The sequence below is a fragment of the Plantibacter sp. Leaf314 genome, assembly GCF_001423185.1.
Classification (GTDB): domain Bacteria; phylum Actinomycetota; class Actinomycetes; order Actinomycetales; family Microbacteriaceae; genus Plantibacter.
In genome coordinates, this window is the sequence record NZ_LMOB01000001.1 from 1915823 (window position 1) to 1930203 (window position 14381).

The window sequence follows — 14381 nt, forward strand, 5'->3', positions numbered from 1 at the left end:
GACGGAGCAAGGGGAGTACTCCTTCGCGGCATGCTCGTCAATACGGACCCACCGTCGGGATCCCGGGGTGCCGGCTCTCATCGAGAGTGGAGAAGACCTTGTTCCGGCGCCGTCGCCGGAACTTCGTGTCCCTCGACCCCTTGGAGCCGTCATGGCCGTCACCCCGCTCATCTGGATCATCACCATCGGTGTCACGATCCTGTTCTTCGTCTACGAGTTCTTCGCGCACGTGCGGAAGCCGCACGAGCCGACGATCGCCGAGTCCGCCCGCTGGTCGATCTTCTACGTCAGCCTCGCGCTGCTCTTCGGCGTCGGCATCGGGCTCGTGTCCGGCTGGACCTACGGCGGCGAGTACTTCGCCGGCTACCTGACGGAGAAGGCGTTGTCGATCGACAACCTGTTCGTCTTCCTCATCGTGATGGCGGGCTTCGCCGTGCCGAAGGCGTACCAGCAGAAGGTGCTGATGATCGGCATCATCATCGCCCTCATCATGCGTGGCGCGTTCATCGCCGTGGGTGCCGCCCTCATCGAGAACTACTCCTGGATCTTCTACCTGATGGGCGCGCTGCTGCTGTTCCTCGCGTACCGCCAGGCGTTCAGCGACCATGAAAGCGACCCGGCGAACGGAAAGCTCGTGCGCTTCGCCCGCCGCATCCTCCCCATCACCGACACGTACCACGGCGACCGCCTCTCGGTGAAGATCGACGGCAAGCGCTTCTTCACCCCGATGCTGCTCACCATCGTCGCGATCGGCTTCATCGACCTCGTCTTCGCCGTCGACTCCATCCCGGCGATCTACGGCCTCACCGAGCAGGCGTACATCGTGTTCACGGCGAACGCCTTCGCCCTCATGGGGCTGCGCCAGCTGTTCTTCCTCATCGGCGGCCTGCTCGAGCGGCTCGTCTACCTGGCGCAGGGCCTCGCGGTCATCCTCGCCTTCATCGGCGTGAAGCTCGTGTTCCACGCCCTCCATGTCAACGAACTGCCGTTCATCAACGGCGGGCAGCACATCGACTGGATCCCCGACATCCCGATCTGGTTCTCGCTGCTGTTCATCGCACTGACCATCACGGTGGCGACGGTCGCCTCGCTCGCGAAGACCCGCCGCGACGCACGGGCGGGCCTCGAGCAGTAGGCGCGTCCGCAGCACCTCACCGCTACGGGGCGACTGTGCTCAATATCTGACTAGAGTCAGTATTGAGCACAGTCGTCATCGATCGGAAAGCAGACCCACCATGCCCTCACTCACTGGAGCAGTCGTCCTCGTCACCGGCGCGAACGGCGGCATCGGCACCCACTTCGTCCACGAAGCCCTCGCCCGGGGCGCCGCGAAGGTCTACGCGACCGCCCGCAACCCGCGCACCTGGGACGACGAGCGGGTGGTCCCCCTCACGCTCGACGTGACCGACCCGACCTCGGTCGCCGCGCTCGTCGAGGCGGCCCCCGACGTCACTGTGCTCATCAACAACGCCGGTGTCGCCGTCACGACCCCCGGCATCCTCACCCAGACGGACGAGGAGATCCGCAGCAACGTGGAGACCAACTTCCTCGGCCCGCTGTTCCTCGCCCGCGCCTACGCACCCCTGCTCTCGGGGCGCGAGGGCGCGACCATCATCGACCTGCACTCGGCCCTCAGCTGGTACGCGGTCAACGGGATCTACAGTGCGACGAAGGCGGCCCTGTGGTCGGCGACGAACTCACTCCGGCTCGAACTGCTCCCCGCGGGCGTCCACGTCATCGGCGTGCACGTCGGCTACGTCGACACCGCGATGGCAGCACACACCACGGACGCGAAGCTCGACCCGGCGCTGCTCGTCGCCCAGGTCTACGACGCGATGGCCGCCGACGAGTACGAGGTCCTCGCGGACGACACCTCCCGCCACCTCCGCGCCGGGCTGAGCGCACCGCTCGAGGCCGTGTACCCGCAGCTCGCGGAGTAACCGACGCCACCCTCCCGCACGGGACGCGGACACCGGCGATCCGTTTTCCGAAACGGCCGCCACCCTGAGGAGCACCTCTGCCACGATCTCCTCAGGGTGGTCGTCGCGGGGGCGTCCACCGCGACGAGGAGTGACGATGGGTGTGCTGCGGGACCGGATGTCCGGGGTGATCGTGGTCGCCCTCGCGTGCTGCGTCGTCGGTGCGGGAGCGGCACCGGCCGGAGCAGCCACCGCCGCCTGTCGCTCACTCCCGGCACCCGCCGTCGAGCTCCTGAACGCGGGTGATGCGGCGACGACGTTCGGTGTCGACGGCTCCGGCGTCCGCGTGGGGATCATCTCCGGCTCCTTCGGGAACGCCGGTGACGAGGCCGTCGCGGCCGACGTCACGGCCGGCCTGCTGCCCGGGCCCGGGAACCCGTGCGGCTACCGGACACCGGTCACGCTCGTGGACGACCCGGCCGGGGACGAAGACGACGAGGGCCGCGCGATGGCCCAGCTGGTGCACGGGATCGCGCCAGGGGCGGAGCTCCTGTTCGCCTCCGGGACGTCCGACTTCCCCGGCGCGATCGACCGCCTCACCGCGGCGGGCGCGACGATCATCGTCGACGACGTCCAGGGCGGCGACGACCGCCGATACCGGACCGGAGCCGGCGAAGCGGCCATCCAGCGGGCGGTGGACGCCGGTGTCTTCTACACCACCGCCACCGGCAACTTCGGCGTCCCCGGCGCACCGGGTTCGCCGAGCGCCGGCTTCCCGATCGGCTCCTGGGCGACCGAGCAGTACCGCCCGACCAGCTGCCCGCAGAACGTCGCCGACCTCTTCCCCGCCGCCTCCGTCGACTGCCTCGACTTCGATCCCGGCGACCCGGCCGATCCGACGATGGGCGTCACCCTGCCACCCGCCGCATTGATGTTCGGTGTCCTCGACTGGGCCGAACCGGACGGCGCCGTCGCGACGCGGTTCGAGTACGTCCTGTCACTGGCGGACCGCACGATCCCGTTCACGCCGTCCGACCCGGACCTCGCGACCGGCACGGCTCCGCTGCAGAACCCTTCGGAGACCGAGGTGTCGGAGGTCCAGGTCAGCGTCGTGCGCCAGGTGACCGCCACCTCGGGCACCCCTCCGGTGGCGTTGACCTGGCTGCCCTTCCCCGATCGGCCCGAGCTGTCCTCGCAGGAGTACTTCCGCTCGACGGCCACCGACACCGTGGGCTCGGCACTCTTCGGCCACCAGGCGTACCCGGCGGCGTTCCGGGTCGCCGCGGTAGACGCCGCGGATTCGACGTTGGAGACCTACTCCTCTCTCGGACCCTCGACCATCCTCTTCGGCGTCCAGGCGCCCGTGACCGTCTCCGGCCCGACCGCTGCCGGCGTCGACGACCTGCCCGTGTCGACGACGGTCCTCACCGGCTCCGGAAACTTCCGCGGTACCTCCGCCGCCGCACCCACCGTCGCCGCAGCGGCCGCGCTGGTCCGCCAACTCCGACCGGACCTCACGCCCGAACAGGTGCGGACAGCGCTCACCGACCACGCCCGCCTCGACACCATCACGATTCCGTGGGATGCGAGCATCCCGACCGAACGCTCGGTCGGCGCGGGCCTGATCGACGTCGGCGCGAGCCTGCAGGCCCTCGCGTCCGCAGCGCCGTCGCCGTCGACGCCCACGAGCTCAGCGGCGGCGGCGACGGACGTCCTCCCGCCGACCGGGCTGTCGGCTGTGGCGCTGCTCCTGACCATGGGGACGGCGGCCGCGATCATCGGCGGCGGTCTCCTGCTCCTCGCACGGCGGCGGCAGCGACTCGCCTGACCGCGCCTCCCGTCACCGGCAAGGGCTCGACCGCCCGCAGCTGCACTCCTATGCTGAGCGCATGTGCGGTCGCTTCGTCGTCACCGACTCCACGTCCACCCTCCTCGCGGACCTCGTGGCCGAGTTCGAGGCGCCCGCGCCCGACTACAACGTCGCGCCTACCACGGCGGTGACCGTCGTCCGCACCCGTCACGACGAACGGACCGCGACCGCGGCCCGATGGGGATTCGTACCGGGCTGGGCGAAGGACTTCGCCAAGCAACGGCCGCAGCCCATCAACGCCCGCATGGAGACGGTCGCGACGGCGTCGATGTTCCGGAAGGCGTTCACCTCGGCGCGCTGCATCGTGCCTGCCAGCGGGTACTACGAGTGGGTGGTGACGGAGACGGGCAAGCAGCCGCACTTCATCCACGACCCCGATGCGGAACTCGCGATGGCCGGCATCATCAGCGCCTGGCCGGACCCGACCAAGGGCGAGGACGACCCCGACAAGTGGCGGCTGTCGATGGCGATCATCACCCGCGACGCCCACGTCTCGCCGGGCGAGGTCCACGACCGCATGCCGGCCTGCCTCACCCCGGACGGCTACGACGACTGGCTCGGCGACCACCTCGACACCGACCAGCTGCTGCAGCTCCTCGACCGCGAGTCCTTCGCCGTCGCCCACGACCTCACCCACTACGAGGTCACGCGGGACGTGAACAACGTCCGCAACACGGGGTCGCACCTCATCGAGCCGCTCCCGGCCTGAGCGGAGCGCCCCGACGGCCGAGTCCCCCTCAGGGGTTGCTGATGACGGCCTTGCCTCGGATGCCACCGGAGGCCAGCGCCTCGAGCGCCAGGACGGTGTCGTCGAACGGGGAGATGCGCCCCACGACGGGTCGGAGGACGCCGCGTTCGACGAGCGCCGTGATCTCGCGGAGCTGATCGCCACTCGCCCGCATGAACAGGAACCGGTACTGCACGTCGAGCCGCTTGGCCTGCTTGCGGACCTTCGCGCTGAGGGCGGCGATCGCGAGCCGCAGTACCGCGTTCAGCCCGGCCGCCTTCGCGAACTCCGGCGTCGGAGGACCCGAGATGCCGACGACCGTGCCACCCGGACGCAGTACCCGGAGCGACTTCTCCAGGTTCTCGCCACCGAGGCTGTCGAGCACGACATCGTAACCGGACAACCGTTCGGCGAAGTCCTCCGAACGGTAGTCGACCACGACATCGGCCCCCAGGAACCGGACGAATCCCGCATTGGCGGCACTGGCCGTGGTCGCCACCTCGGCCCCGAGCTGCTTCGCGAGCTGGATCGCGATCGACCCGACCCCGCCTGCACCCGCGTGGATGAGGACCTTCTGACCGGGCTGCACGTTCCCGATCTCGACGAGTGCCTGCCAGGCCGTCAACGCGACGAGCGGGAGGGATCCGGCCTCCTCCATCGTGATCGACGCGGGCTTTAGGGCGACGTCCGCTTCGTCGATCGCGATGCGCTCGGCGAAGGTGCCGATGCGGTGATCGCGGGGACGGGCGTAGACCTCGTCGCCGGGCTTGAAGGCGCGGACGGATCCACCGACGCGGACGATGGTACCGGCGACGTCGTGGCCGAGCACGATCGGCAGGCGATACGGGAGGATCTGCTTGAACTCGCCGATGCGGATCTTCTCGTCGAGTTGGTTCAGCCCGGCGGCCTGCACCTGGACGAGGACGTCGTGGTCGCCGACGGTCGGCTCAGGTACCTCGGCTTCGTGCAGTGCGGTCTTGTAGCTCGAGACGACGAACGCTCTCATGACGGTCTTCCTGTTCTCGTAGGGGCTGACATCCATCGCTGTCAGCTTTTCTGAGTCTACTCAGTTTTCTCGACTCCAAGCTCCTTCGTCATCCCAGGTTCTTCCCAGACGATCGTCTAAGCTGGACGGCGTCCTCCTCAGACGATCGTCTGATCAGGCCTCGGACACCCACCAGACCGGATGGTCACCCACTTCGAAGGAGCGCCGGTGAGCGGTCTGCGCCAGTACGCGATGAACCAGGTCCGCGACGAGATCATCGACGCCGCCGGCCTCGAGTTCGGGCGCAACGGCTACGCGGGCACCTCGTTCTCCGGTATCGCCGCCGTCATGGGCAAGCCGAAGTCGGTCATCGGGTACCACCTCTTCCCGTCCAAGCGGAGCCTCGCGCACGCCGTCATCGCGGAGCAGGACGAACGGTGGCAGGCGGCGGACGCGACCATCGGCGTGCCCTACGGCGCACTCCGGTGGGTGACGATGATCCTCGCCTCGGCTCGGGAGGCCCAGCGGTCCCCGATCGCCATGGGCGCCATCCGGCTGCTGCACGAACTCCCCCGCATGGACGACCCGGTCTACACGGTGTTCGACTGGCGCGCCTACACCCGCACGAACCTCCGCATGGAGGCCGCCGCGCACGACCTCGACCTGCCCGACCTCGACGGCGTCTCCGACGTCCTGCTCGACGCCTGCTTCGGCCTCGTCACCACGACGGTGGGCGACGACGACGCGGCCGAGCTCCGAGACCGGCTGATCACGCTCATCCGCCCGATCCTCGCGACCGTCGACCCGGCCGGCGCTGCGGCCACTACCGCCGCCGCCGCCTCGCACGAGCTCGTGAGCGGACCGGCCGAGCACTGACCCTCCCCTGAACCCCGTCTCCGCAATCGGAAGGACGCCCATGTCCCAGAGCGACGCCGTGCACCCCGACGCAGCGCACCCCGGTGCCGTGCCGAACACGACCACCCGCAGCAGCACCGTCACCGACGGCGTCCACTTCGTCCAAGGCCCTGCCGTGAACTGGATCATCGTCGAGGGCGAGCTCGGACCGATCCTCATCGACACCGGTTACCCGGGTGACGGGGCCGCCGTCACCGCGACCCTCGGCACCCTCGGCTACGCGGTCGAGGACGTCCAGGCGATCCTCCTCACCCACGGACACGGCGACCACATCGGCAACGCCGCGTTCATCGCCGGACTCGCCGACTGCGACGTCCTCGCCGCCCGCGACGAGATCCCCAACGTGCGACGGGACGTGCTCGAGCAGGTCGGGCTCGCCGACGTCCAGCCCCACCTGGAGCGTCCGGGCGTCGCAACCTGGTTGAACCACGCCGTGGAGGCCGGCGGACTCGAGGTCGTGCCGCCCACCGCGGTCATGGCGGTCGAAGCGGTTCCCGAACTCCGAGGCGCCCTCGGTGTCGAGATCCGGCCGATCCCCCTCCCCGGGCACACGCGCGGTCACCTGGGGTTCCTGCTCGTCGAGCACGGGGTCCTCGTCGCCGGCGACGCCCTCATCACCGCGCACCCGACGAGCCCGCACGACGGACCGCAGCTGCTCCCGGAGATGTTCCACGGCGACCTGCAGCGCGCCCGACAGTCGCTGACGAAGCTGGCCGGGCTCCCCGCGTCGATCGTGCTGCCCGGGCATGGGCCGGCGTTCTTCGGCTCGCCCGCGCAGGCGGCGGCGGAAGCGCTGGCGTTCGGCAGCGCGTTCTGAGCCCCTGGTCGCCGGTGGAACGCCTGCGCTAGCGTTGGCGGGGTCCCGAACCCGTCCGCCGAGCCACGAGGAAGTGACCATGCAGAACCCGTTCCGCCGCAACGGCAGCCCGTCCGACACCAGCCCGAATGAGACCGGTCCGAGCGACGCTCAGCCCGACGCCACGGACCAGCCGAACCAGGGCCGCACCCTCGAACCGAGCCCCGACGTCCTGGCGCAGCTCGATGCCCTCGACGCCGCCTGCCGCGCAGCACCGGAGGAGATCGACCCGCAGATCCGCCTGTGGCAGGCGGTCGCGTCCCTCGACCGCTGGGTCTTCATCAACCGCGGCACCGACGACGAACCGCGTCCCTACGCGCTCGCGGCTCAGCCGGGGAACCTGCTCTGCGTGTACAGCAGCGGGACCCGTGCCCAGGAGGCCGCCTACGCGAACGGCCTCGTCCCCCCGGACGCCACGGTCTCCCTGCTCGCGGTCCCGATCCCGGCGGCGATCGACTGGGTCCTCACCTTCGGCGAGCGCGGTGTCGTCGGCGTGGCCCTCGACTACCCGCGGCTCGGCTCGTGGGTCCCGCTGCCGAACCTGGCGCGGTTCCGTCCGGCGTCCGAACAGCGCTGAGCCGTCCACCCGGGAGGATCACGATGCACGGTGTCGAGCTGCAGGAGCGCGCCGCCCGCCGGGCCGACGAGCTGCCGGGGGCGGAGCTCACCCACCCCTTCGGTGAGGAGTGGGACGTGTACAAGGTGCGGGGCAAGGTGTTCATGCTCCAGACCGGCGCGACGGGCGAACCGATCGTGACCCTGAAAGCGCGCCCCGAGGACAGCCACAGCCTCCGTGAGGCGTTCCCCGACATCATCCCCGGCTATCACATGAACAAGCGGCATTGGATCTCGCTCAAGCCGGACGGGGAGCTCGAACCGGCGTTCGTCGACGACCTCGTCACGGAGTCGTACCTCCTCGTCGTGGAGGGGCTGCCGAAACGCCTGCGGCCGGTCGATCCGGCCACCTTCGGGCAGCGCGGCGGCGACTGAGCTCAGGCGGCGCGCGTGCCGCCCGGCAGCGCGCTCAGACCGGGATGCGGCGAGCGCCCGTGCCGGTGTCGCCGAGTTCGTCGTCCGGGTTGAGGAGGGTGCAGGCCTTCATCGAGAGGCAGCCGCAGCCGATGCAGCCGGTGAGTTCGCGTTCGAGCTGTTCGATGCCGCGTCGGCGCTGTTCGAGGACCTTCTGCCAGCGACGTGAGGCCCGCTGCCAGTCCTCGTGGCTGGGGGTGCTGGTGAGTGGGACGTCGGCGAATGCTTCGGCGACGTCTTCGAGCGGGATGCCGAGGCGTTTTGCGACCGAGATGAGGGCGACGCGGCGCAGCATGTGTCGTGGGTACCGTCGCTGGTTCCCGGTCGACCGCTCGGAGGCGATGAGGCCGAGGCGTTCGTAGTAGTGGAGTGCGGAGACGGCGACCCCGGTGCGGCGGCTCATCTCGCCGACACTCAACAGCTCGCCGGGACGGTGCACGTCGCACCACCCGCCTTCCTCGATCCGACCTCAAGCCGCCTTCAGGTTCGGCCCGCTGTCGACGGTACACCAGCCCAGGGTGACGGATGGGCACCCCTCCCCATGCTCGATCCGGACCGATCCGGGCCGACGCCTGTCGCTCATCGGCGTCCCGCTGGCAGGATGGTCGGCATCTGACACGGACCGTGGGGGGACGAGATGACACAGGACGGGGACTTCCTCGAGGTGATCGCTGCCGAGGTGGCGCAGGATCCACAGAACGCGGCACTACGCGAGGACTTCGTCACGCTGCTGCTCCAGCACGACGTGGACCGCGCGGCCGAGGAGGTGTCGACCTTCGAACGGTTCGGCGGGGACCCCGCGCGCGTGCGCCTGCTCCGAGCGCGGGTGATGGCGGCACGGTTGCGCGGTGGCACGACGGGCGGTGCGCCCGCCGAGACCCCCGGGGGCGACCCGACAGCGGGCTCGTCGACGCCGAACCGGCCGACGGCGGTCCCGAACGCGTCGACACCCGACCAGGCGCCCGTCCGGATCGGGCAACCGAGCCTTTGGGACGCGGAGCGGCCCGCGATCACCCTCGCCGACGTCGCGGGTCTCGCCGACGTCAAGCAGCACCTCGACTCGACGTTCCTCGCTCCGCTGCGCAACCCCGAACTCGCCGCCGCGTTCGGGCAGAAGCCGGGCGGGTCACTCCTCATGTACGGGCCGCCCGGGTGCGGGAAGACCTTCATCGCGAAGGCGATCGCCGGAGACCTGGGCGCCTCCTTCATCCACGTCACCCTCGCCGACCTCCTGAGCAAATGGCTGGGCGACAGCGAGAAGGCCATCCAGAGCGTCTTCCACGACGCCCGCGCAGCCGCGCCCTGCGTCATCTTCTTCGACGAGTTCGACGCCCTGGGTGGCCGACGCACCTCGGGCGGCGGGTCGCAGTCGATGCGCACGATCGTGACCCAGCTGCTCGAAGAGCTCGACGGTGTCGCGAACGAGAACGACGGCGTGTATTTCCTGGCCGCGACCAACCGTCCCTGGGACATCGACCCGGCGCTCCGTCGTCCGGGGCGGATCGACAAGACGGTCCTCGTGCTCCCGCCGGACGCCGTGGCTCGGGCCGCCATCCTCCAGGGCGACCTCGAGGGCAAGCCTGCCGAGGGGGTCGACGTCATCGCGGTGGCTGCGGCGACCGAGGGGTTCTCCGGTGCCGACATCGCGCAGGTCTCACGGGTCGCCCTGCAACGGTCACTGACGGCGTCGATGGAGGCGGGCGCGATCGTGCCCGTCACCACGGAGGGGTTGCTCGAGGCCGCCGCCGGCCTCATCCCGTCGACGGCGTCCTGGTTCGACCAGGTCGCGCCCGTGCTCGAATACGGCGTGGACGACGGCACCTTCGCCCAACTCCGGACCTACCGCGTGCAGCACGGTCTCCGATGAGCGAACCCGTCGGCGTCGAACGCGAGGCCATCGAACACGACCGCGACCTCGCCTGGGAACTCTTCGAGTTCCAGCCACAGCACCCGCGGATCCCCGAACTCGCGATGAGCGTCCTGGCCCGGGCGCCGCAGTTCACCGGGATGATCATCCTGCTGTCCATGCACCGCGAGGCGTGCGGCGACGTCGAGGAGGCCCGACGGCTCCTGCGGGAGCTGCTCGGACGACGGGACCGGCAGTTCCTCGGGGCACTCCGGCGACTCCGCGACCTCGAGGCGTCCGCCGGTGACTTCACGGAGGCCATGCGCCTCGGCGAACTCGTGCTCCGAGAGGATCCCGACGCGGACTGGTTCGACCACATGGACCTCGCGGCCGCCGTCGCGATGGCCGACGACCCCGAGCGCGGTTGGACGTCGATGGACGGCGCCGTCGAACTGGCCGGTCGGACCGCGCCGGAGGCGTACGCCGGGGCGCTGGGGCTCCGAGCCCTCCACTTCCTGTCGACCGGTGCCCCGCCGGCACGGTTCCTCGTGGCCGCGCAGCAGGCGATCGAAGCGGATCCGAGCGAGACGACCCTGTCGACCGCTCTGGCCTTCGCCTACCTCTACGACTACCGTCCGCAGGAGGCGGCCGAGCTGCTGGCCCGCGTGCTCCGCGAGGACCCGACGGACGAGGTCGCCCAGGGCGGGATGATCGTCGCCCGCGGGTTCCTCGACCCCATCGAACGCGGGGCCGGCACCATGGACGACCTGCGACGAGCCGGCATGGGCGAGATCGCGTGGCGGATCCTGCGCGACAAGGTGTTCGGAGCCGGGCTCGCCGAGGCGCTCGCCGCGCTGGACCCGCTGCTGCCGGCGGAGCTGGCGGCGTCGCTGCGCCCGCCCCTCGACCGTGATGCTGCGCGTGCCAGCGGCGGAGACGACAAGGTCCTCGCCTGGCGCGACGGACAGCGTCCGGGATCGGGCGGCCTGTGGGGTGACGGTCGGCCCTTCCGACTGCTCAGTGGCGCCGAGGTCGCAGCCCTGGACGCGGCGATCGAACAGCATCCTGCGGCATGGCCGCAGTGGGACGCGGAGCACGAATACTTCACCCTGCTCTTCACCGACGATGCGGACGCCTACCTCTTCGAGGGTGCCGGTGGCCGCTTGTACCGACGCGGCGCAGGCAGCGACGACGAGGAGATCGCGTCCAGCCTGACGGACTGGCTGTGGGACCGCGTCGCCGCGTTCGGTGGAGCCGATGCCCGCCCGGGACGCTCCGCGGTCGTGACGGGCCGACCGCCGACGGACGAGTCGTGAAGCGGGAGGAGTTGACGGCGCTCGGCGTCGCGGCTGCCGACCGGGGGAACGCGCTGTTCCTCGACGAGGGCGACACGGTCGCGCCGCAGTCGGTGGTCTTCGCCCCGATGGACGGTGGGTGGACGGTCTACACGACCGACCATACGTCGAGCCCCGTCGAGACCACCCGGCGATGGTTCACGACCGAGGAGGCGGCGTTCGACGACATGTACGAGCAGCTCCGCGAGCAGTCGACGCAGCGGATCCAGCCGAGCATCGTCGAGAGCCTTCGACGCATCGGGGTGCTCGGCACGGTGACCGCCGTCATGTGGCTCGTCACGGGAGCAGGGTGGCTGTGGATGTCGCCGTTCACCTTCTCCCGGGCGGAGACACGAGGCACCGGCAACTCGGGCGACCTGGGCGAATTCATCTTCCCCGCTGAGACGGGCCTCCCGGTCGTCGCGGCCTGCTACAGCCTCGCGTTCATCAACGTCCTCCTCCAGTGGGGCATCGGGCGTCGCGACCACGGCGCCGTCCGCACCCGCGCCGTGCAGATCGCCGGTGGAACCGCCTTCTTCGCGGCGGTCGCCCTCGTGTGCATGGCGATCCGCGCCGCCGAAGTCGATGATCTGTCGTTCTGGTTCCCGCCGATCCTCGCTGTGGTGGCCGGCATCGTGGTGTCGCTCGCACTCTTCGCCGCTCGCACCGCCGACTCCGAACGAGATGCGGCACCGAACGAGATGCGGCACTGAACGGCTCGACTCGACCGGACCAGCCGCGCGGAGCCGCCGCCGGTCAGGGCACCTGAGCCAGGTCGGCCGCCGGCCACGACCAGACGACGTCCACCGCCGACTGCTCCTTCACCGCGGTCCGGCGACGGGACGCCTCGCGCTTGGTCGCGGGCTCGGACGGCCCATTCCAGATCCAGTCCTTCGGCACCAGGTGGAAGGCGAGCGTCGCCTGGCCGCGGGCCTCGTCGACCACGAGGACGAGCGCCGCGCCGCGATCGCGGACACGCCACACCACGACGCCCCGGGGTGTGGTCGTGAGCGCGCCCACCTCGGCGAGGCGTCGTCCATACGGATCCTCCTCGGGGTCGAGCGTGGACTCCCCGTGGATGAAGTCGCCGCCGTGGACGTGGATGCAGTCGCGTTGGAGGGCGGCGCAGACCTCGCGCAGCCGCTCGAGCGCTGATCGGTCCGTCGCGCTGATCGTGGCGACGGCCAGGGGAAAGATCACGAGCGCACCCCGGTCGATCGCCGGCACACCGAGCAGCGGCCAGAGCGAGGGGTGCGTCGCCGCCTGCCGAGGCGGGAGAGCCGAGATCGTGTCGAGGATCCGGAGACCGTCAGCGAGCAGTTCGAGCCCCGGCGCTTCGGCGATCGGTTCGTTGATCGATTCGGTCATCCGCCCAGGCTACCGAGCCGTCGGCGGTGTTCCGTAGGCTTGAGGGGTGAAGCTCATCGCCACCCTCCGCGACCGCGCGACCATCACCACCGAAGCCGCCGCACCCGATGTCGCGGGTCTGCGCGCGGCCGTCCTCGCCGCCACCCCGCCCGGCCACACGCTCGCAGCGTTGCACGGTGGCGGACGGGTGAACGGCGACCTCGTCGGCACCGCCGTCTACCGGCCTGTCGCCACACGGACGATCGAGGCCGAGGGTCGCGACTACCCGACCGCGCGGAAGGCGCTCGAGGCGCTCGTCCCGGAGGAGCAGGTCGTGCTCTCGGTCCACGCCGTGGACCAGTGAGGGCACCGGCATGAGCGGACACGCGTTCGCCATCGGGTCGATGGTGCGGTTCCAGGAGATCGTCTCGCCGCTCCCGCCGGCCGACACCCTGGCGGCCATGCTGTCGGCATTGCAGGCGGACGGCTTCGCCGTGGCACCCGAGTCGTTCGCGGCCGACGCCTGGAGCATCCGGTACGCCGTCATCGGCGACGACCGCGCATCGAGCCTGAGCTCCTACGCCTTGGAGCTCGTCCCGCTCCTGTCGCTCGTCGGTGTGCGTCGGCCCTATGCCCGCTGCGCGGCGCCCGTCGCGGTCCGGGCGACGGAGCACGGTTCCGTCCTCCACACGACGACGGTCTGGGGGTTCCGCGGCGACGGCGGGACGGTCGGCCTCGTCGCGCAACGGGTCGCCGCCGCCGCCGAGCGGGCTGCGCAGCTGGTGGGCGGGACGCGCAACGCCTCCGTCTCGATGATCGACCGGACCGTCCCGATCGACGGCAAGCGGTTCGAACGGCTCACCGGTTGGAAAAGCCGGGGGCGCTCCTAGGCCGCCGGATCACACCGGATCAAGCTGGATCAGGCAGGATCACACGGACCTGCGCGGCGATCTCCTCCACGATCTCGTCGACCGTCCGGGCCGCGTTCACCGTCGCCGCCATGCTCACGAACATGATCGCGGAGACGACGTGGGCGAGGGTGCCCGCGACCTCGGTGGCGATACCGCCGCGGTCGACGAGGACGTCGGCGATGAGCGCCTCGGTCTGCTGGGTGAGGTCGAGCGCCACGCGGTGGTGCGGTTCCTCGGGGTCGCCGAACACGATCTCCCGGAGGTAGGTGCGGCCGTTGTCGATCTGCTTGCGGTTGCACTCGACGACCGGGCGGATGACGGCGAGGACCCCGTCCGTCATCGTCCCGGCGGCCGCGGCAGCCTCGCGTCCCTCGGCGAGCGCGTCGGCGTACGTCGAGTTCTGCACGAGCAGCAGCAGCTCGCCCTTCGTCTTCGCGTAGAGGAACAGCGTCCCGGTGCCGATGTCCGCGCGGTCGGCGATCTCCTGCGTCGTCACGTCGTCGACGCCGCGCTCGGCGAACAGCTCGCCCGCCGCCGCCGTGATGCGAGCGAGCTTGTCGAGCTTGTTGCGTTCGCGTCGGCCGAGCGTGCGGTCGTCGATGCTCATGGGGGGTTCCTTCGGCATGGGGCGTGGTGGAGGTC

Annotated in this window: 17 protein-coding genes; 13 read left to right on the top strand and 4 right to left on the bottom strand. The window is 70.5% G+C overall.

Annotated elements, in window-relative coordinates; all coding sequences use genetic code 11:
• Positions 1–151: 151 nt before the first annotated feature.
• From ASF68_RS09030 to ASF68_RS09045, 4 genes are all read left to right on the top strand, one after another.
• Positions 152–1135 carry a TerC family protein gene (locus ASF68_RS09030; RefSeq protein ID WP_056009450.1) on the top strand — a complete coding sequence of 328 codons (984 nt, stop codon included), beginning with the start codon at positions 152–154 and terminating at the stop codon, positions 1133–1135.
• A gap of 100 nt (positions 1136–1235) precedes the next feature.
• Entirely contained in the window at positions 1236–1940 is a 705-nt protein-coding gene (locus ASF68_RS09035) for an SDR family oxidoreductase (protein ID WP_056009452.1), read from the top strand.
• Between the two features lie 136 nt (positions 1941–2076).
• Positions 2077–3747: a S8 family serine peptidase gene (locus tag ASF68_RS09040; RefSeq protein WP_056009454.1), complete on the top strand. Its 1671-nt coding sequence runs from the start codon at positions 2077–2079 to the stop codon at positions 3745–3747.
• Positions 3748–3808: 61 nt separating this feature from the next.
• Positions 3809–4498, top strand: a complete 690-nt coding sequence (locus tag ASF68_RS09045) for an SOS response-associated peptidase (protein ID WP_056009455.1) — start codon at positions 3809–3811, stop codon at positions 4496–4498.
• Between the two features lie 28 nt (positions 4499–4526).
• Here ASF68_RS09045 and ASF68_RS09050 read toward each other — a convergent pair whose 3' ends face one another.
• Positions 4527–5522 (bottom strand): NADP-dependent oxidoreductase, encoded by a 996-nt coding sequence (locus ASF68_RS09050; protein ID WP_056011663.1) that lies wholly within the window; start codon positions 5520–5522, stop codon positions 4527–4529.
• 207 nt (positions 5523–5729) lie between these two features.
• On the opposite strand from ASF68_RS09050, the gene ASF68_RS09055 reads away from it, so the two are divergent.
• From ASF68_RS09055 to ASF68_RS09070, 4 genes are all read left to right on the top strand, one after another.
• Entirely contained in the window at positions 5730–6377 is a 648-nt protein-coding gene (locus ASF68_RS09055) for a TetR/AcrR family transcriptional regulator (RefSeq protein ID WP_162235748.1), read from the top strand.
• Between the two features lie 40 nt (positions 6378–6417).
• A complete protein-coding gene (locus ASF68_RS09060; RefSeq protein WP_056009459.1) occupies positions 6418–7233 on the top strand; it encodes an MBL fold metallo-hydrolase in 816 nt (271 codons plus the stop codon).
• A 79-nt stretch (positions 7234–7312) separates the two neighbouring features.
• Positions 7313–7849 carry a hypothetical protein gene (locus ASF68_RS09065; RefSeq protein ID WP_200936409.1) on the top strand — a complete coding sequence of 179 codons (537 nt, stop codon included), beginning with the start codon at positions 7313–7315 and terminating at the stop codon, positions 7847–7849.
• A gap of 23 nt (positions 7850–7872) precedes the next feature.
• Positions 7873–8262, top strand: coding sequence for an MmcQ/YjbR family DNA-binding protein (locus ASF68_RS09070; protein ID WP_056009462.1), 390 nt, complete (start codon positions 7873–7875; stop codon positions 8260–8262).
• 34 nt (positions 8263–8296) lie between these two features.
• Here ASF68_RS09070 and soxR read toward each other — a convergent pair whose 3' ends face one another.
• Complete coding sequence (soxR, locus tag ASF68_RS09075; protein ID WP_255353627.1) at positions 8297–8740, bottom strand: redox-sensitive transcriptional activator SoxR; 444 nt, start codon at positions 8738–8740, stop codon at positions 8297–8299.
• 198 nt (positions 8741–8938) lie between these two features.
• Here soxR and ASF68_RS09080 point away from each other — a divergent pair, with 198 nt between their 5' ends.
• The 3 genes from ASF68_RS09080 to ASF68_RS09090 are packed head-to-tail and all read left to right on the top strand — an operon-like array spanning position 8939 to position 12194.
• Complete coding sequence (locus ASF68_RS09080; RefSeq protein ID WP_056009464.1) at positions 8939–10168, top strand: 26S protease regulatory subunit; 1230 nt, start codon at positions 8939–8941, stop codon at positions 10166–10168.
• Entirely contained in the window at positions 10165–11463 is a 1299-nt protein-coding gene (locus tag ASF68_RS09085) for a hypothetical protein (protein ID WP_056009466.1), read from the top strand. Before ASF68_RS09080 ends, ASF68_RS09085 begins: the two co-directional genes overlap by 4 nt.
• Positions 11460–12194, top strand: a complete 735-nt coding sequence (locus tag ASF68_RS09090) for a hypothetical protein (protein WP_056009468.1) — start codon at positions 11460–11462, stop codon at positions 12192–12194. Before ASF68_RS09085 ends, ASF68_RS09090 begins: the two co-directional genes overlap by 4 nt.
• A gap of 43 nt (positions 12195–12237) precedes the next feature.
• Here ASF68_RS09090 and ASF68_RS09095 read toward each other — a convergent pair whose 3' ends face one another.
• Positions 12238–12849, bottom strand: a complete 612-nt coding sequence (locus ASF68_RS09095) for a hypothetical protein (RefSeq protein WP_056009470.1) — start codon at positions 12847–12849, stop codon at positions 12238–12240.
• Positions 12850–12895: 46 nt separating this feature from the next.
• On the opposite strand from ASF68_RS09095, the gene ASF68_RS09100 reads away from it, so the two are divergent.
• Both ASF68_RS09100 and ASF68_RS09105 read left to right on the top strand, forming a co-directional pair.
• Entirely contained in the window at positions 12896–13192 is a 297-nt protein-coding gene (locus ASF68_RS09100) for a hypothetical protein (RefSeq protein ID WP_056009472.1), read from the top strand.
• 10 nt (positions 13193–13202) lie between these two features.
• The gene (locus tag ASF68_RS09105; RefSeq protein WP_056009474.1) at positions 13203–13718 is read left to right on the top strand and encodes a hypothetical protein; all 516 of its coding nucleotides are present in this window, start codon (positions 13203–13205) and stop codon (positions 13716–13718) included.
• A gap of 19 nt (positions 13719–13737) precedes the next feature.
• Here the strand turns inward: ASF68_RS09105 and ASF68_RS09110 are convergent, their stop codons facing one another.
• Positions 13738–14346 carry a TetR/AcrR family transcriptional regulator gene (locus ASF68_RS09110; protein ID WP_056009476.1) on the bottom strand — a complete coding sequence of 203 codons (609 nt, stop codon included), beginning with the start codon at positions 14344–14346 and terminating at the stop codon, positions 13738–13740.
• Positions 14347–14381 lie beyond the last annotated feature (35 nt).